The following is a 17,988-nucleotide window of genomic DNA, read 5'->3' on the forward strand; positions in this document are numbered from 1 at the left end:
CACAGTGTAACGCCGCTCGCAGATGGAAGAAACGGATTAGGACTATGGTTTTTGAAGTTCAATCGGCTAAACTGCGTACGCATCCGTTGGCAGACTGTTACGCGTGCTGCCACTCCATCGAAGATTCAGGGAATGTGTTATGAAAACGTTGGGCGAATTTATCGTCGAGAAGCAGCATGACTTTCCGCACGCTACAGGTGAACTGACAGCGCTGATTTCCGCTATTAAGCTGGGTGCCAAAATCATCCACCGCGATATCAACAAAGCCGGTTTAGTGGATATTCTGGGTGCCAGCGGCGTCGAGAATATTCAGGGTGAGCAGCAGATGAAACTTGATCTGTTTGCCAACGAGAAACTGAAGGCAGCACTGAAAGCACGTGGCATCGTCGCCGGTATCGCTTCTGAGGAAGAAGACGAGTTTGTGATCTTTGAAGGTGAAGAAAACGGTAAGTACGTGGTGTTAATGGATCCACTGGATGGTTCTTCTAACATCGACGTTAACGTTTCCGTCGGCACCATTTTCTCTATCTACCGCCGCGTCAGCGAGCCGGGTACGCCGGTTGTTGAAGCTGACTTCATGCAGCCAGGCAACAAGCAGGTCGCTGCCGGTTACGTGGTTTACGGCTCCTCCACCATGATGGTTTATACCACCGGTGCAGGCGTGCATGCGTTTACTTACGATCCGTCTCTGGGTGTGTTCTGCCTCAGCCACGAACGTATGACCTATCCACCAACGGGTTACACCTACTCCATTAACGAAGGTAACTACATTCGTTTCCCGCAGGGTGTGAAGAAATATCTGAAGTTCTGTCAGGAAGAGGATCTGCCCACGCACCGTCCTTATACCTCACGTTACATCGGATCGCTGGTCGCGGATTTCCATCGTAACCTGCTGAAAGGCGGCATCTACCTCTACCCAAGCACCGCCAGCCATCCTCAGGGTAAGCTGCGTCTGCTGTATGAGTGCAACCCGATGGCGTTCCTGGCAGAGCAGGCGGGCGGTAAAGCCAGCGACGGTCAGAAGCGTATTCTGGATATTCCACCGGTCACGCTGCACCAGCGCTGCCCGTTCTACTGCGGTAACGAGGCGATGGTGAACGACGTTGAGCGTTTCCTGGCCGAGTTCCCGGATTGCCGTCAGGGTTAATCCGGCAGTGGTAAGGTAAAATTTTAAAAGCCTGCTCAATGCAGGCTTTTTTATTGTTTCGCTAATAGTGCGTCTCAGCCGCATCGCGATGCTGGTAATAATGGGCTATCTCTTTTTCAGCTCGTTTGCGCATACCTGAATTAGCGGGAAAATGAACTAATCCTGCAAAATATAAAAGCAGCCCCAGAAAACTGATGAATAAGCCAAAAAAGGAGCCAGCAGACATTATGAATATCCCCAATGCCAATGCTGCCAGACCTATAACTAAAAGCATAAAAGCAGTGCAAATTCTGGAGCTTATCTTAGATTTATTGAAATATAGCTTACCACCATTATCGATACTCAAAACATATTGATGGACAGCAAAATACTTAAAATCTGTTATTTCACTCGAATGGTTAATGATGCCAATAACTTCCTGCTGAATTATCCTGTTTTTTATACCATAAATCTGCTGATTCGATAGTGTCACATAACGATTCTTAAGATGCGTTGACTCTTCCTTTTCGATAATTCCATCATTAATTTTATTTTTCAAAAGTTTAATTTTATTGCTAAGTGTATGCTGAAAAACATGTTCGACCTTAATATTTTTAGCAATCCGCCGACATAAATAAAATAAAGTAAGCAATATCACAGCCAACATGACATTAAGAGGCGAACGCTCCAACAGGGAAGTTAGCCTTTCAAGGGTTTCAACGAATACAGTATCCATATTCTCAGTCCTGATTATTTACAATAATGATTTATTATCCATGCTAACTAAAAAAACATTAGATAAAAATAACTTAGGCTCAAAGAACAGTTAACATGTCGACTTTAGTAAAAATGAGAAAAAAGAATGAGCGCATCATAAATGCGCTCACCATTTTTACGCCGTCTGCAACCTGAACTGCGCCATGGTTGCCTGAAGCTGATCGGACTGCGCTTCCAGCGACTGGGTTGCGGCGGTGGCCTGCTCTACCAGCGCCGCGTTCTGCTGCGCCGCCGCATCCATCTGTGTGACCGCCAGATTAACCTGCTCAATGCCACGGCTCTGTTCGTCGGAGGCCATCGAAATCTCTTTCATCAGTGCCGTTACGCGCATGACCTCACCAGAAATCTCATCCATGGTTTCCCCGGCCCGCGTCGCCATCTCGCTGCCCTCTTTCACCCTCGACTGTGAATCACTAATCAGCGTACGGATCTCTTTGGCCGCGTTAGCGCTGCGCTGTGCCAGCGTGCGCACTTCATTTGCCACTACCGCAAAGCCACGGCCCTGTTCGCCTGCGCGCGCCGCTTCAACGGCGGCGTTGAGCGCCAGAATGTTGGTCTGGAAGGCGATACCATCAATCACGCCAAGAATGTCGCCGATACGATTGGCACTGTCGGTAATCTCATGCATTTTTTCCATCACGTAGCAGACTACCTCCGCGCCGCGATCGGCAGTATCAGAGACCGCGTTAGCCAGCTGGTGCGCCTGCTGGGCATTGCTGGCGTTAAGCCGCACGGTTGCCGTGAGCTGCTCCATGCTGGCGGCAGTCTGCTCCAGCGAGGCGGCGGACTCTTCGGTACGCTGCGACAGATTGACGTTGCCCGCGGCCAGTTCACGGCTGCCGATGTCGATCTGCATACTCGCTTCGCGCACCTGACTCACCGAGGTACGCAACGACTGCTGCATCCCGGCGAGCGCATGATTAAGCCGCCCCAGCTCATTGTTGCCCGACGGTGGCAGCGCCTGCGAGAGGTCGCCCGCCGCGACCTGCTCAAGATGGAGAATGGCCAGGTTCAGCGGCTGCAGCAGCATCCTACGCAGCAGTTGCCAGGCGAGCACCAGCAGCAGCAGTGTTAATACCACCGCCACGGCGATCAGGATTTTCATTTTGGTTTCGTTGTAGGCCGCCTGCGCCAGCTGGGCCTGCGTGATCTGATCGGCCAGCTGGCTGAAGTCCGTGACGGCCTTGTTGTAGCTGGCCGCCAGCGTCGCCAGGTTGCCTTCCAGCAGCTGGTAATACTCGTCGGTATATTGCTTATCCAGGGCGTTCATCATCGGTTTGATGCCCTGGTCGAGATAGGCTTTGTAACTGGCCGAAACCGCATCGGCCAGCTTTTTGCCGTGCGCCGTCACCGTTCCGGCGTCCACAAAGCGCTTCAGGCTTTGCTGTGATGAGACCACATCCGCCTGCGACAGTTTTGTTACTGCCGCCCCCTCTTCCAGCAAACCAATTTCAATTTTACGCACCGCCAGCGCGGCGTTAGCGCGGGCCCGCATCAGATCGGCATTGCTCTGGTAAAGACTGTTCAGCTCGATCCCCTGAATGCGGTTGATCACATCCAGCGAGCGATTCCCTTTGTTAATTGCCACGATACCCATAAAACTCACCGCCAACAGCAGCAGTGTCATAAATGCCAGCAATGCCAGCAACCCCGTGCGAAGTGATAACTGTTTCATCCAGATAGTTTCCGTGTATGTGAAAAGGCAAATTTTCCAGCGGCCCTAAAACGGATGAAGTATCGGCAGTAACGGCGCGAAACTTTAACCCTGATTAGTGTTAACAACTTGATCATCACGGGAACATCCATCAAGCTAATCGCCGCTTATCCGTTATCCGGAGAAAAGAATGAAACCAGGATTACTTCTGATGCTGCTGTGCCTCAGCACGGCGGCGCTGGCAGAGGATCTGCCGACAGACGCCTCGCCCGATCGCTGCCTCAATGACGCCTCTACTACCCTTGCCATGAACCAGTGCTACGCTGCGGCTAATCGGGCCTGGGATCAGGAGATGAATAAGCAGTACAACAAACTGATGAAAACCCTCTCCGGCGAACCTAAAAACAAACTGCGTGCCGCGCAGCGCGCCTGGCTGAGCTACCGCGACAGCTGGCTTGAGGCGAGCCGCAGCCAGCTCAGTACACAAGGCTCGCTGGGCAGCGTGGCGCTGAGCGCTCAGAGCCTGAGCCTGGTGCGCAATCAGGCACTGATGCTGCAGTCACTTGGTAAAGGCAGCTGTGCTAACCCCGATGACTGCTGATCGATAACCGGCTTTTGCGCTGACTGAAGTCAGCGCACTCATTAACCTTCAGGGAGAAACCATGGCTGCTTACGCCTCGACCATCATTCTGATTTGCCTCGCCGTGCTGAGTTATTTCGTTCACAACAACGCGGTCACGATTTCGATTCTGGTGCTGCTGGCGATTAAAATTACCCCGCTGGCTCAGTTCTTCCCCTACGTAGAAAAACAGGGCATTACCTTAGGCATCATTATTCTTACCGTGGCGGTGATGGCCCCGCTGGCAAGCGGCTCACTGCCCGCCTCTGCGCTGATCAAGTCGTTTGCTAACTGGAAGTCGATTGTGGCGATTCTGGTAGGGATCTTTGTCGCCTGGCTGGGCGGCCGTGGCGTGAACTTTATGAGCGTCCAGCCTTCGGTGATTGGTGGTCTGCTGATTGGTACAGTGATTGGCGTGGCGTTCTTCCGTGGGGTGCCGGTAGGACCACTGATTGCCGCAGGCATTGTTTCGCTGTTTGTGGCGGCTAAGTAGCGTTTGGGCGCATTCCGAAACGCCAAAAAGGGGGCATACTTTCAGAGTCAGTTGGCTATAATAGCCGACACTCAACATACGACTACTGAAGGAATGCCAGATGAGTTTGAACCAGGTGCCAGCAGGTAAAGACCTGCCAGAAGATATCTACGTTGTCATTGAGATCCCAGCGAATGCTGATCCGATCAAATATGAAGTTGATAAAGAGTCTGGTGCCCTGTTTGTAGACCGTTTCATGTCTACCGCCATGTTCTATCCGTGCAACTACGGCTACATCAACCATACCCTTTCTCTGGATGGTGATCCGGTTGACGTACTGGTTCCGACCCCGTATCCACTGGTTCCAGGCTCAGTGATCCGCTGCCGTCCGGTTGGCGTGCTGAAAATGACCGACGAGTCTGGCGAAGATGCCAAACTGGTTGCCGTTCCGCACACCAAACTCTCTAAAGAGTACGATCACATCAAAGATGTGAACGACCTGCCAGAACTGCTGCGTGCACAGATCACCCACTTCTTTGAGCACTACAAAGATCTGGAAAAAGGCAAATGGGTGAAAGTGGATGGCTGGGATAATGCCGAAGCCGCTAAAGCTGAAATCATCTCCTCTTACGAGCGCGCACAGAAGAAGTAATTCTGCTGCCGGTTTGTGAGTCGAAAAAAAAACACCGTCCGGATGGACGGTGTTTTTGTTCAGGCCTCTGGCTCCTCATCGCGCTTCAGCCAGTCACCACTCATGATGCGCTGGCGTCCTGCCACTGAGCGTTGATAGACATAAAGCCATGCACTGCCAAACGGCGTCTGAGTCAGATAACGTTTGTACTCTCCCCCTTTGGTGCGAAGCGCATCCAGCTCCGCAAGGGTTGAGGCATCAATGCGGTACACCTCACAATGTACCGCTCCATTGCCCTCAATCACGCCGGGATAATGGCCCAGACTGTAAAGCTCAAAGCCTTCAATCTGGTGATCACCCAGCCACTGCGCATTCGTCATCCAGTGACTGTTTCCCTGTTTGCGCCGTAAACTGCCGTAGACAATTATTCGCATTGCTAAAACTCAAACTGATAGAGCAAATCGAGAGCCTGATCCACACCGGACACGGCTTCCAGATAGAGTTTAGGCATCAGGCGGTAACGCAAGGTTAACGTCGCCAGTGAATCAAATATGCCAACACCGTATTTTACCTGCAGACCCGGTAGCACATAGCCGCTGACCTGCACCTGCTGGCTGTCGCCAACACCGGCAGTATCAACAGCGAGATTGCTGACACCGAATGTCTCCCCGATTTTACCCACAACCTGCCCACTTTGTGCAACCCCTAAGCCAACAAGTGCTGAAGTGAGGGCGTTACTGTCGCCGTCGCTGCCCAATCCCTGACCGCGCAGCAGATAGGAAAGCGCTTCCTGTTGCGACATCGCCGGATCGGAGAAGACTTCCGCTTTTGGCTCATCCGCCAGGCCAGTGACGCGCAGACCCGCGGTGACGCCATCTTCGGTGGCATCCGGGTTACGGATGGCTTCCAGGTTGACGTAAGGCTGATCCGGCGGACCGGCAAACTGCAGCTCGCCTTTACGCACGATCAAATCCTGACCATAAGCGTGGAAACGACCGGACGGAATGTTGATCTGACCGTTCAGGCCGAGTCCTGACTTATCCTGCACCATTTTCAGATCGCCATTCAGCTTCGCTTTCAGGCCAAACGCAGAGAGTCGCACATCGTTGCCGACGTGGATCACCAGATTGCTGTTAATCGGAATCGCGGCGGTTTGCGGTGCAATCGGCTTCAGCTGTTTATCCAGCAACACCTCATCCGACGAGACGCCAGTGGCGCTTTCCGGCACTTCCTGCACCGTGATGCGCGCCCATGGAATATCGACCCGGCCATCAAGGTTAAAGGCCGCTGGCGTCGCTTCAAACACCAGATCCGGCGAGACATCCATGCGCACCATCGGCGGCACGGTCACGCGAACCCGGCTGCCCTGCGCCGCAATGCGCGCACGCCAGTTGTCGAGCTGGCTCCAGTCTGCGTTACCGCTGAGGTTGATATTGCCCTGCCCGGTCTGCACCAGCCCGTTCAGGGTGGAGCTCATGCCGTTAAACACCAGATTCAGGTTGGCACTGGTCAGGTCAACCGGCATAAAGTTGCCATCCACATCCACACCCGTCAGGCCAAGCTGACCAAATACCTGCGGCTGCTGCACGCTGCCGCCCAGGCGCAGGCTGCTGTTCAGGCTGCCTTTGATCTTCTCGCCCTGCATCAGTGCCGGATTGAGCATCGCCAGCGAGACATTGCGGATGTTGACGTTACCGCCCAGCGTGCGGCGGTTTTGCGGATCGTCGATCTGCACGTTGCCATCCAGCTGACCGTTATTGGCGATGCGGATCAGCCAGTCGAGCTGGGCGCGCCCGTTTCGCAGCGCGGCATTGAGGTTCAACGTGTCAAAGGCGATCGGCAGATTGTTGCCCTGCACATCCTGCACCACTTTCACGCCGTTGCCCTTCAGCGCCACGGTACCGGTCGGCAGGCTGCCATCGGCAGTCCAGTTGACGCGCACGTCACCGCTGAACAGGCCGCTAAGCTGAGTCGCATCCGGCATAAACGGCTTCACCATCGCCAGGTCAAAGCGATTCAGCACCACATGCGCCTTGCCTGCCGGGCCCGCTTCAACCGGCTCCGGCACACAAATTTGCGCATTGGGGTTCTGCCAGCAGTGTGGGCCGATGGTGGCCGTCTGGCGGCTGTTCAGATAGTCGATGGCCATGGCGCGGGTCAGACGCCACTCACCGACTGGCGTATCAAAGTGGGTGTCGTTCAGCGACCCTTTCCAGCGCTCCGTCTGGCGATCAAAGCTGCCGTTCAGCGCCAGCTGGCCAGAGACCGGTTTGCCCTGCACATTGAGCTTCAGCTGATGCTGATGCTCATTGCCGTCCGCGTTCAGCGTCAGCAGGCTGATGTTCAGCGCATCCTGCTTCAGCTGCTCGACGCGCAGTTGCAGTTTACCCGCCACCTGCTCGCCGGAACGGACGTCGCCATTCAGGGTGACGCGATTGATCTGCATCTGCTGCCAGCGCAGACCACGGGCATTAAGATCGGCCAGCAGCTGCGGTGCCTTCAGGGTACCCCGCGCTTTTATTGTGCCGTTGATGACGCCGCCCAGACCCGGCAGCGCATTGTCGAGCTGGGGTGCGTCGATACTGGCATCGAGATCCAGACTGTCGCCCAGCGCGCCTTTAACATCCAGATGGTTGCGTCCCAGCGCCAGCTTAATGCCCGGCACCGTCCACTGGTTATAGCTGTTACCGGTCAGGGAGCCATCAGCGGTCACGGCGTTCTGTTTCACATTGCCTTTCAGCTGTAGCTGCGGCACGCTCAGTTGCCAGCTGCCACCATACAGACTGCCGCGGGTGGTGATTTTGCCATCCAGCCTTGCTGGCCAGTCGGGATACTGTTTAGCGGTATTAATTCCCGCCAGCGTCAGCTCACTGCGCCAGCTTATCGCCTTGCTCCAGTCCACCAGCGCGGTGAGATCGATATTGCCCTGCAGCGCAGCCACGCGCAGGCGGTCGAGGCTGAACTGCTCAACGTTGCCTTTACCCGTCAGCGAGATCGTCGCCGGTGGTACAGATTCACCCTTCACGGCAGTCTGCAGCGACATCACATAATCGGTGGCTTTGCCTTTGAACTGATAGTCCAGGTTATCCGCCTGATACGCTACCGGACCGGTCAGCGGCCAGCGTAACTGCGGACTGGTCAGCTTCAGTGACAGCGGCAATCCCGCCACCGCCAGCTGGGTCGTGGCGTCCAGCTGCGCATTCACCGGACCGGAGAGGTTCAGCCCCATCTTCAGCTCGTCGCGCATCGCGCCATTAAGTTTCAGCGCGAGCTTTTCGCCTTTAATCGGATCGGTATTCACTGTGCCGTTAAGGGAGAAATCGACTGGCCAGTTATCCGCCAGCATCGCCTGACCGCTACCCTTCAGGTTGCCGAGGTTCGAGTCCACCTCCAGCGTGCTGAGCTGCATCTGACGATCGGCGGTTCTGGCTTTCAGCAGCAACCGGCTGACGGAAATATCGGTGTCGCCGGTAATGCGCAGCTGTTCACCCAGAATCTGCTGCACCTCAATATCCAGCGGCAGACGGAAATCAGGCATCGCAGGCAGAAGGGGTTGCGCAAACATCGCCTGCAGCGTTTCACCCAGCGGTTTTTCAGCGGGATGTGGCTGCTGGACTTTCGGTTCTACCACCTCGTCATTGACCACTTTCGCCGCTTTCGGCAGCGCAATCAGCAGGCTTTGAATATGGGTCGGGTTCAGCGTCAGCGCACGATCCTGCCACTGCAGGCCGGTGGTGAAGTCGAGCAGCGATATTGCGGTGTCATCAACTTTGACATTGATATTGTGCAGGCCAAAGTGACGCAGCGTGATGGGGTATGGCGTGCTGAGGTTAGTGTTGCCACTCTCCTCTTCCGGCGCTGGTGCCGCAGGCGTCATTTTCTTGCTGTCGACCACCACGCTGATATCGCGCAGGGAGACATCGTTAACGCACACGGAGGAGTGCAGCAGGCAGTTGAGATCCACCGCCAGATGAATTTGCCCGGCATCGACGCTGACCCCAGGCATTTCGTAACGCAGACCGTTAAGGGTCAGGTTACGCCAGCCCCCATCGACCTGCTTGATTGACAGGCCCGGCACCCAGCGCGACGCACCTTTCAGCACTAAATGCAGCCCAGGCGTGGTACCGATTAAAAATGCCACCCCACCCAACAGCACGACCAGAAAGATCAGAATGCCGATCAGGACCTTTTTCCACAGCTTCATAGTTCTGGCCCCAGCCCTACGTAAAATTGTAATCCATGCTCTTCGTCATCCCCGATGGGTCTGGCGATATCAAATTTGATTGGGCCAACCGGTGAAGACCAGCGCACGCCGACGCCCGCACCGGTTTTGACGTTACTTTGCTTGATGTCGTTAACCGCTTCGCCCGAGTCGACAAACACCGCGCCCCACCATTTCCCGGTGACGTTGTACTGATATTCCAGCGATCCGGTGGCGAGTTTTGACGCACCGGTGAGTTTGCCGTCATCATCGCGCGGTGAAATGTTTTTATATTTGTAGCCACGAATACTGCGGTCACCACCGGCAAAGAAGCGCAGATCCGGCGGCACTTTTTCGAAGTCGTTGGTTTCGATCCAGCCCAGATTGCCGCGCGCCACAAAGCGATGACTGTCGCCAAGGGTACGGATCCAGACGTTTTGCGCCTGCAGGATCAGGAAGTCGACGTCTGAACCCCATGTGGTATCAGAGACGTCTGCCGAATAGCGCTGTGAATCGCCCCATGTCGGCATCAGGCCGCCACGGGAACGGGTACGGTTTACGCTGACGCCGGGATAGAGCAGCATAGTGGTGTTGGTCACGCTGCCCTGAGTAAAGTGATCCAGGCTCCAGCGCAGGTTGACCGCCTTCTGCCAGCCGCTGCTGCTGTCCCAGTTGCGCGACATCGCAAGCGTCGTGGTATCCGCTTTGGTGTCGTTTAGGTCGGTGCGCTTCAGGCCGCCGGAGAAGGTGTAGTACTGCTCAAGCGGGCTTTTCAGCAGCGGCACTTTGTAGCTGAGATCGACCTGCTGTTCCGGCGCGGAAACGTAGGCGCTGGCCGCCAGGCTGTGGCCGCTGTCGTTGATCCACGGTTTTTTCCAGGTCCCTTTCAGGCGCGGACCAACGTCTGTGGAATAGCCGACGCCGGTTTCAATGGTGTTTTCGGTGCGGGGTGACATTACTGCGCTCAGCGGCAGCACTTTGGTCTGTCGTCCCTTGCTGAATTCCGGCGCGACCACCACCGAATTAAACCAGCCGGTGGCGGAGAGGCGGCGATTCAGCTCGGCTAAATCGCGGGAGCTGTAGTAGTCCCCCTCTTTAAACGGCACCAGGTTTTGCAGGTACTCTTCGCGAATTTGCGATCCCTGGAAAGTGACGTCGCCAAAGCGATAGCGTTCGCCACTGTCGTAGTCGATATCCCAGAACGCTTCACGCCGCTCCACCGAGACACCAAGCTGGCTTTTTTTAAACGTGCCGTCGAAATAGCCGTTACGCAGTGCGAGATTAGAGAAGCCGCTTTTGAATTTGTCATATTGCCCGTGGTTAAGCTGGCTGCCCACTTCAGGGCGTCCCTGCTTCACCCAGGCTTTGTAATCCGCGTCATTACGCGCATCGCCTTCGACCACAATCGTGCTGCCGCCGATTTTTACCGGTTCACCAGGCGTTACGTGTGCCACTAATACCGGTCGTCCACCCTGCGCAGGCGCGGGGCGGGATTCGAAATCGATGGTGGGCTCGTAATAACCGAGCGCGCGCAGCCCCTCTTTTATCGCAACAGAAACGCGCGCGCGAAAGCGGCCATCATTAGAGACCTCATCGCTGCCGATGGTGGACAGACGCGCTCTGACATTCTTTTGCAGATCCCCGGATAAGCCGTCTACCTGTAATCGCACTGTCGCCGCCTCAAGGGCGGGCGCGGCAAGCAGCAGGCCAGCCATGCAATAAACATAAAATCGTGGCACCTGTACTCCTGTTAATCATGCCGGCCCCTTTTCCGCGGGGCGCTTATTAATCTTCTTTGCCCGCACTACCGCAACGGCAACATCCTCATCATAGCCGCACTTTATGGCAAACGGCGGAGCAACTCTGACATCTAAGTCAAATAACGGGGCTATTGTCGGTAAATGGGGTGAGCGATACAACTCCTGCGGGTCGGAATGATCAGTCCGATATGACTCACTCAGATAAATCCGAGTCTGTAACCGGCCGCTCTGGCTGCTAATGCGCCCTTAAGCAGCGGTTTGCCCTCTGGCGGCGCAATGAGCGCTCCTGCTATAATCGGCCACCACAGGCATGCCGCCTGTTTTCATTTCTGCCCCGACATGTCGTTTGTTGTCGAACTGGCGCAGACATTTTTGGCACGGATAGCTTTGTTTCACGGATAAACCAACTCTGTTTGCGCTTACCCACGCTGCCCAGGCCAAAAATGACAAGTGGATAACCCTTTGGATCTCATATGTTAGATAGCTTACTTGTCATTCTGTTACTGATCGTAATCAGTGCCTTTTTCTCTCTGTCGGAGATCTCGCTGGCGGCCGCCCGTAAGATCAAACTGAAACTGCTGGCCGATGAAGGCAACGTAAATGCGCAGCGCGTGCTGAAAATGCAGGAAACGCCGGGCATGTTCTTCACCGTGGTGCAGATTGGCCTCAACGCCGTCGCCATCCTGGGGGGTATTGTTGGCGATGCGGCGTTTTCGCCGGTTTTCAGCGGCCTGTTTAACCGGTTTGTCTCGCCGGAACTGGCGGAGCAGCTCAGCTTTATCTGCTCCTTCACCATCGTCACCAGCCTGTTTATCCTGTTTGCTGACTTAACCCCAAAGCGGGTCGGCATGGTCGCACCGGAAACCATCGCGCTGCGCATCATCAACCCGATGCGTTTCTGCCTGCTGATAATGCGTCCGTTGGTGTTTCTGTTTAATGGCCTGGCTAACGTCTTCTTCCGTATTTTCAAGCTGCCGATGGTGCGTAAAGATGACATCACCTCCGACGATATCTACGCGGTGGTTGAAGCGGGTGCGCTGGCTGGCGTGCTGCGTAAGCAGGAGCACGAGCTGATTGAAAACGTGTTTGAGCTGGAGTCACGTACTGTTCCCTCCTCCATGACCTCACGTGAGAATATTGTCTGGTTTGATCTGCACGAAGATGAGACCAGCCTCAAAACCAAAATCGCCCAGCATCCTCACTCGAAGTTTCTGGTCTGCAGCGGCGATATCGACCATATCGTTGGCTATGTCGACTCCAAAGAGCTGCTGCTGCGCGTGCTGGGTAATCAGAGCATGGCGCTGAACAGCGGCCTGCAGATTCGCTCGGCGCTGATCGTGCCGGACACGCTGACCCTCTCTGAAGCACTGGAAAGTTTTAAAACCGCCGGAGAAGATTTCGCGGTGATCATGAACGAATATGCGCTGGTTGTGGGCATTATTACCCTGAATGATGTAATGACCACGCTGATGGGCGATCTGGTTGGCCAGGGTATGGAAGAGCAGATTGTGGCGCGCGATGAGAATTCATGGCTGGTTGAAGGCGGTACGCCGATTGATGACGTGATGCGCGTGCTGGACATTGATGATTTCCCGCAGTCAGGCAACTACGAAACCATCGGCGGCTTTATGATGTATATGTTGCGTAAGATTCCGAAGCGTACCGATTTTGTGAAGTTTGCTGGCTACAAGTTCGAGGTAGTGGATATTGATAGCTATCGCATCGATCAGTTGCTGGTCACCCGCATCGATGAACGACCGCCGGTGCTGAGCATGACAAAAAGCGAAGAAGAGTAGAATGACCAGCAGTCTGGACATGGACAGCGCGGAACAACCGGAATGTGACGTAGTCTGTGAGAATTGTTGGCACTGCTCAGGTTCAGAGTGACAAATAAAATGGCCTGACTGGCCAGACACTAAGGGCGCCATCGGCGCCCTTATGATTAGTTGAACTCAAGTTTGAGACGAACGACCTGGCGGTTAATTTCTGACATCACGCTCAGGTGCTGTTTGTCTTTGACGCGCGGGATTAATACTTTCCCTTTGTCGAACTCGAACGCGCCGACGTCCTTGATATACAACCTTCCTTTGAACAGCGTTTTTACATATTTCGCTATTTGTAGCGGATTATAGCGCTGGAAGATCTTCATACTGACTAACTCCTGTACATTTTTAAGCACGCTTCGCCGTTTCCAAATTTGGTTCCAGCCCATGAAGCGCGAATTCGCGATAACTATAGAACACTCAAACCTACTAATGTTCCTAAAAGTGATTTTTTTTACTGAATTGACACATCATTACAGAACACTCTGTTATCAGGCTCACACAACACAGTATAAACCTTCGTTGGTTAAGGAATTGTGGAGGCCATAACAAACCTGACACCTTTCCAGGACAGGCGCATCATCCCTGCTTACTATTGCAGTAAAATGACTAACTGGTCTGATCACTCAAGGAAATAGCAATGCGAATAATTCTGGCAGCTGTAGCGTTGTCTTTACTGATACCGGCAAGCGTGATGGCTCATGACCTCAGGCAGGATATGCGGGTACCGGCCGTTGGCGTGAACGACAAAGGCGAGCTGTTATTGCAGCAGGATAAGTTTAGCTACAAAAACTGGAATAGCGCGCAGCTCGGCGGAAAAGTTCGCGTGGTTCAGCACATCGCGGGTCGCTCATCCGCTAAAGAGATGAATGCCGCATTGATCGAGGCGATTAAGGCCGCGAAGCTGCCGCATGATCGCTATCAGACCACCACCATCGTGAATACAGATGATGCCATTCCCGGTACGGGCATGTTTGTGCGCAGCAGCGTCGAGACTAACAAGCAGCAATATCCGTGGTCGCAGTTTGTTGTCGACAGCAAGGGCAATGTGCAGCATGCCTGGCAGTTACAGCCGGGCGGTTCCGCCATTGTGGTGCTGGATAAGCAGGGTAAGGTGAAATTTGTGAAGGATGGATCGCTGACGCAGGATGAAGTGACAAAAGTGATTACGCTGGTCACCTCCCTGCTGAAGGATTAATCGCTGAAGCCCCGGTGGGGAGAGCACCGCCCGCCGGGGTTTCAGCCTTCAGCAGGCTGAGCGCTCAGACAGCGTTAAAACAGTGATACGCGGAAGCCAGGATTAAGGAAGGATTCGCGCGGCGCGTAGTCCAGAGTTTTACCCTGCCAGTCGTGCACATGCGCGCCCGCCGCCATCGCCACGGCATGGCCCGCGCCGGTATCCCAGATGTTGGTGGGTCCGAAACGGGGATAGAGCTGGGCTTTTCCTTCTGCCACCAGGCAGAATTTCAGTGAGGATCCGGTCGCGACGGTCTGATGTTCACCTAACTGCTTCAGGTACTCTTTCATCTCATCGTCGTCGCCATGTGAACGGCTCACCACCACCAGCGGAGGACGCGCATCACGGACATGAATCTGTTCACGCTGACCGCCCTCCTCTTTCCACGCTTTGCCGTCTGCAGCGGAGTACATCACGCCCAGCACTGGCGCATAGACCACGCCCATTACCGGCTTGCCTGCTTCGATTAGCGCAATGTTAACGGTGAATTCGCCGTTACGCTTGATGAACTCTTTGGTGCCATCCAGCGGATCGACCAGCCAGTAGCGCTGCCAGTGCTGACGCACCTCCCAGGCTGGCGGATCTTCTTCTGACAGCACGGGGAGATCAGGCGTTAACTTTTTGAGGCCAGCGAGGATCACCTCGTGTGCAGCGATATCCGCGGCGGTCACCGGTGAATCATCCGATTTGTGAGAAACGTCAAGCGGCGCGGCACCGTTATAGACCTGCATAATCGCGTCGCCTGCTTCGCGTGCCAGTTGGCAGATTTGCTCTAACATTTTTCACCTCATTGTGTCTGTCTGCTGCAGGATCAGCTCATCGTCAGATAGTGACATTTTAGCAGTTCCGCCTGAAGAACCCATTTACAGGCACTCCGGCGATTCAATTTATAGATATATCAATATCATAGTTACCCATTTATCGCCACGCCTGTGCCGCTACGCCTCCATCGTTTAAGAATCCGTCGCTGACCGATGCGCTAAAACGTTATACCCATCACGATTTAAAATGACTATCTGTCATGCTTTTACATTATTTTGAGATCCTTATTTATTTTGCAGCAGGAGCAAGCATGTTTAAGCCCGGAATGATGTTACTGGCACTGAGCGTTTCCGTCGCCACCCAGGCGGCGACGGTGGATTTGCGGATACTGGAAACCACCGATCTGCACAGCAATATGATGGATTTCGACTATTACAAAGACACGCCAACCGAGAAGTTTGGTCTGGTGCGAACCGCCACGCTGATCCACGCCGCACGCCAGGAGGTGAAAAACAGCCTGCTGGTCGATAACGGCGACATCATTCAGGGCAGCCCGCTGGGTGACTACATGGCGGCCAAAGGATTACGTGAGGGCGAGATCCATCCGGTCTACAAGGCGCTCAACACGCTGGATTACAGCGTCGGTAACCTCGGCAATCATGAATTCAATTATGGCCTGCCCTACCTGAAAAAAGCGCTGGCGGGCGCACGCTTTCCCTATGTGAACGCCAACGTGATTGATGTGAAGAGCGGCAAACCGCTGTTTACCCCATACCTCATCAAATCCACCACGGTGGTTGATCGCGAGGGCAAAACGCAGACCCTGAAGATAGGTTATATCGGCTTTGTGCCGCCGCAGATCATGGTGTGGGATAAAGCCAACCTGCAGGGCAAGGTACGCGTCGATGACATCACCGAAACGGCTCGCCGCTACGTGCCTGAGATGCGCGCGCAGGGCGCCGATCTGATTATCGCTATTCCCCACTCCGGCCTGAGCAGCGAGCCGTATCACACGATGGCGGAGAACTCGGTTTACTATCTCAGCCAGGTGGAAGGCATTAACGCCATCCTGTTTGGTCATGCGCATGCGGTCTTCCCCGGCAAGGAGTTTGCTGACATCAAGGGTGCAGATATCGCCAACGGCACCCTGAACGGTATTCCGGCGGTGATGCCAGGCATGTGGGGCGATCACCTTGGCGTGGTTGACCTGGTGCTGAACAATGAGGGCGGACGCTGGCAGGTGAGCAGCGGCAAAGCACAGGCGCGGCCAATCTACGATACCGCAGCGAAGAAATCGCTGGCGGCAGAGGATCCGGCGCTGGTGAAGGTACTGGCTGACGATCACCGCGCCACGCGGGAGTTTGTGGCGAAGCCCATCGGCAAGTCCGCCGATGTGATGTACAGCTACCTGTCGCTGGTACAGGACGATCCGACGGTACAGATCGTCAATAATGCCCAGCGCGCCTACGTGGAGCATTTCATTCAGGGCGATCCGGATCTGGGCCGTCTGCCGGTGCTCTCTGCTGCTGCGCCGTTTAAAGCGGGCGGACGTAAAAACGATCCGGCCAGCTATGTCGAAGTGGAGAAAGGCGCGCTGACCTTCCGTAACGCGGCCGATCTCTATCTTTATCCCAATACCCTGGTGGTCATGAAAGTCACCGGTGCGCAGGTAAAAGAGTGGCTGGAGTGCTCAGCGGGCCAGTTTAATCAGATCGATCCCCACAGCACGAAAACGCAGTCGCTGATCAACTGGGATTTCCGCACCTATAACTTTGATGTGATTGACGGGGTTAATTATCAGATTGATGTGACCCAGCCCGCACGCTACGACGCAGAGTGTCAGTTGATCCATCCTGAGGCCTCACGTATCCGTCAGCTTAGCTGGCAGGGTAAACCCGTCGATCCACAGGCGACCTTCCTGGTGGCGACCAATAACTATCGCGCTTACGGCGGCAAGTTTGCCGGCACCGGAGATAAATACATTGCCTTTGCCTCGCCGGATGAGAACCGTTCCGTGGTTGCAGCCTACATCAGCGCGGAAACCAAAGCGCACGGTGAAGTTCAGCCGAAGGCGGACAATAACTGGCGGCTGGCACCGATTACCTCATCCACCCCGCTCGACATTCAGTTTGAAACGGCACCGGGTGATAAAGCGACCGGATTTATTAAGCAGCATGCGCAATATCCGCTTCAGCCCAAAGGGACAGATGCGATCGGCTTTGCTCTGTGGCAGGTGAATTTACAGCAGAAATAAGGCGGAAGAAAACGCTGCAACCGGGGGGGTTGCAGCGTCCGGAATTACAGAATTTCCAGCAGTTCGACTTCGAAGATCAGGGTGCTGAATGGTGGGATAGAGGCACCCGCACCGCGCTCGCCATACGCGAGGTTCTGTGGGATCACCAGTTCCCATTTTGAGCCAACCGGCATCAGGGTCAGCGCTTCAATCCAGCCTGGAATTACGCCGCTTACCGGGAATTCCGCCGGTTCGCCACGGGCAACAGAGCTGTCGAATACGCTGCCGTCGATCAGTTTACCGGTGTAGTGAACGCGTACGCGATCCTGACGTGATGGGATTGGACCTTCGCCCTGAGTAATCACGCTGAACTGCAGGCCTGATTCGGTGCTGCTCACGCCTTCACGCTGCGCATGTTCCTGCAGGAACGCCTGACCTTCTGCGGCCATGGCTTCGGTGCGCTCACGACGCACGCCTTCAGCGCGTTCATGCACTTCACGCAGTGCGCGATGAACCACATCAACCGGTACGGCCGGCGAGTTCCCTTCCAGCGCGTCGCGCAGACCCGCGAGCAGTGCTTCTGGTTGCAGACCCTGCAGACCAGATTCCAGCAACTGCTGGCCAACCTGTAAACCAATACCGTAACTTGCTTGTGCTTCGACGCTGTCGAAAGAAGGGGTAGTCATCTTCGTT

General features: G+C 54.8%; 15 protein-coding genes. 7 read left to right on the top strand and 8 right to left on the bottom strand.

Annotated elements, in window-relative coordinates; genetic code table 11:
• Positions 1–139: 139 nt before the first annotated feature.
• Positions 140–1,147, top strand: coding sequence for a class 1 fructose-bisphosphatase (gene fbp, locus GVJ63_RS13675; protein WP_010256459.1), 1,008 nt, complete (start codon positions 140–142; stop codon positions 1,145–1,147).
• A gap of 61 nt (positions 1,148–1,208) precedes the next feature.
• Here the strand turns inward: fbp and GVJ63_RS13680 are convergent, their stop codons facing one another.
• Together GVJ63_RS13680 and GVJ63_RS13685 are read right to left on the bottom strand one after the other, a co-directional pair.
• Positions 1,209–1,862 carry a hypothetical protein gene (locus GVJ63_RS13680; protein WP_010699794.1) on the bottom strand — a complete coding sequence of 218 codons (654 nt, stop codon included), beginning with the start codon at positions 1,860–1,862 and terminating at the stop codon, positions 1,209–1,211.
• 156 nt (positions 1,863–2,018) lie between these two features.
• Positions 2,019–3,578: a methyl-accepting chemotaxis protein gene (locus tag GVJ63_RS13685; RefSeq protein WP_010256457.1), complete on the bottom strand. Its 1,560-nt coding sequence runs from the start codon at positions 3,576–3,578 to the stop codon at positions 2,019–2,021.
• A 169-nt stretch (positions 3,579–3,747) separates the two neighbouring features.
• Between GVJ63_RS13685 and GVJ63_RS13690 the strand changes: the two genes are divergently transcribed.
• From GVJ63_RS13690 to ppa, 3 genes are all read left to right on the top strand, one after another.
• Positions 3,748–4,158, top strand: a complete 411-nt coding sequence (locus tag GVJ63_RS13690; RefSeq protein ID WP_045139590.1) for a lysozyme inhibitor LprI family protein — start codon at positions 3,748–3,750, stop codon at positions 4,156–4,158.
• Between the two features lie 61 nt (positions 4,159–4,219).
• Positions 4,220–4,669, top strand: a complete 450-nt coding sequence (locus GVJ63_RS13695) for a DUF441 domain-containing protein (protein ID WP_003855520.1) — start codon at positions 4,220–4,222, stop codon at positions 4,667–4,669.
• A gap of 100 nt (positions 4,670–4,769) precedes the next feature.
• Positions 4,770–5,300: an inorganic diphosphatase gene (ppa, locus tag GVJ63_RS13700; protein ID WP_003855519.1), complete on the top strand. Its 531-nt coding sequence runs from the start codon at positions 4,770–4,772 to the stop codon at positions 5,298–5,300.
• A 59-nt stretch (positions 5,301–5,359) separates the two neighbouring features.
• Here ppa and GVJ63_RS13705 read toward each other — a convergent pair whose 3' ends face one another.
• The 3 genes from GVJ63_RS13705 to GVJ63_RS13715 are packed head-to-tail and all read right to left on the bottom strand — an operon-like array spanning position 5,360 to position 11,195.
• Complete coding sequence (locus GVJ63_RS13705) at positions 5,360–5,713, bottom strand: gamma-glutamylcyclotransferase (RefSeq protein ID WP_010256451.1); 354 nt, start codon at positions 5,711–5,713, stop codon at positions 5,360–5,362.
• A 2-nt stretch (positions 5,714–5,715) separates the two neighbouring features.
• A complete protein-coding gene (locus GVJ63_RS13710; RefSeq protein ID WP_159227020.1) occupies positions 5,716–9,483 on the bottom strand; it encodes a translocation/assembly module TamB domain-containing protein in 3,768 nt (1,255 codons plus the stop codon).
• Positions 9,480–11,195 (bottom strand): autotransporter assembly complex family protein, encoded by a 1,716-nt coding sequence (locus GVJ63_RS13715; RefSeq protein WP_154210861.1) that lies wholly within the window; start codon positions 11,193–11,195, stop codon positions 9,480–9,482. The genes GVJ63_RS13710 and GVJ63_RS13715 overlap by 4 nt, the downstream gene beginning before the upstream one ends.
• A 518-nt stretch (positions 11,196–11,713) precedes the next feature.
• Between GVJ63_RS13715 and GVJ63_RS13720 the strand changes: the two genes are divergently transcribed.
• On the top strand, positions 11,714–13,036 hold the full coding sequence (locus tag GVJ63_RS13720; RefSeq protein ID WP_010256442.1) for a hemolysin family protein: 1,323 nt from the start codon (positions 11,714–11,716) through the stop codon (positions 13,034–13,036).
• A gap of 146 nt (positions 13,037–13,182) precedes the next feature.
• On the opposite strand, the gene GVJ63_RS13725 is transcribed toward GVJ63_RS13720, so the two are convergent.
• Positions 13,183–13,389: a DUF1107 domain-containing protein gene (locus tag GVJ63_RS13725; protein ID WP_003855513.1), complete on the bottom strand. Its 207-nt coding sequence runs from the start codon at positions 13,387–13,389 to the stop codon at positions 13,183–13,185.
• Positions 13,390–13,703: 314 nt separating this feature from the next.
• On the opposite strand from GVJ63_RS13725, the gene GVJ63_RS13730 reads away from it, so the two are divergent.
• Positions 13,704–14,261, top strand: coding sequence for a YtfJ family protein (locus tag GVJ63_RS13730; protein WP_022623931.1), 558 nt, complete (start codon positions 13,704–13,706; stop codon positions 14,259–14,261).
• Positions 14,262–14,335: 74 nt separating this feature from the next.
• On the opposite strand, the gene cysQ is transcribed toward GVJ63_RS13730, so the two are convergent.
• Positions 14,336–15,079 carry a 3'(2'),5'-bisphosphate nucleotidase CysQ gene (gene cysQ, locus GVJ63_RS13735; RefSeq protein WP_010256437.1) on the bottom strand — a complete coding sequence of 248 codons (744 nt, stop codon included), beginning with the start codon at positions 15,077–15,079 and terminating at the stop codon, positions 14,336–14,338.
• Between the two features lie 293 nt (positions 15,080–15,372).
• On the opposite strand from cysQ, the gene GVJ63_RS13740 reads away from it, so the two are divergent.
• The gene (locus tag GVJ63_RS13740; protein ID WP_050680379.1) at positions 15,373–17,316 is read left to right on the top strand and encodes a bifunctional 2',3'-cyclic-nucleotide 2'-phosphodiesterase/3'-nucleotidase; all 1,944 of its coding nucleotides are present in this window, start codon (positions 15,373–15,375) and stop codon (positions 17,314–17,316) included.
• 44 nt (positions 17,317–17,360) lie between these two features.
• Here GVJ63_RS13740 and fklB read toward each other — a convergent pair whose 3' ends face one another.
• Positions 17,361–17,981: an FKBP-type peptidyl-prolyl cis-trans isomerase gene (gene fklB / locus GVJ63_RS13745; protein WP_010256433.1), complete on the bottom strand. Its 621-nt coding sequence runs from the start codon at positions 17,979–17,981 to the stop codon at positions 17,361–17,363.
• Between the last annotated feature and the right edge of the window lie 7 nt (positions 17,982–17,988).

Origin of the sequence: Pantoea sp. 18059 (assembly GCF_902706165.1) — a bacterium.
GTDB lineage: Bacteria > Pseudomonadota > Gammaproteobacteria > Enterobacterales > Enterobacteriaceae > Pantoea > Pantoea agglomerans.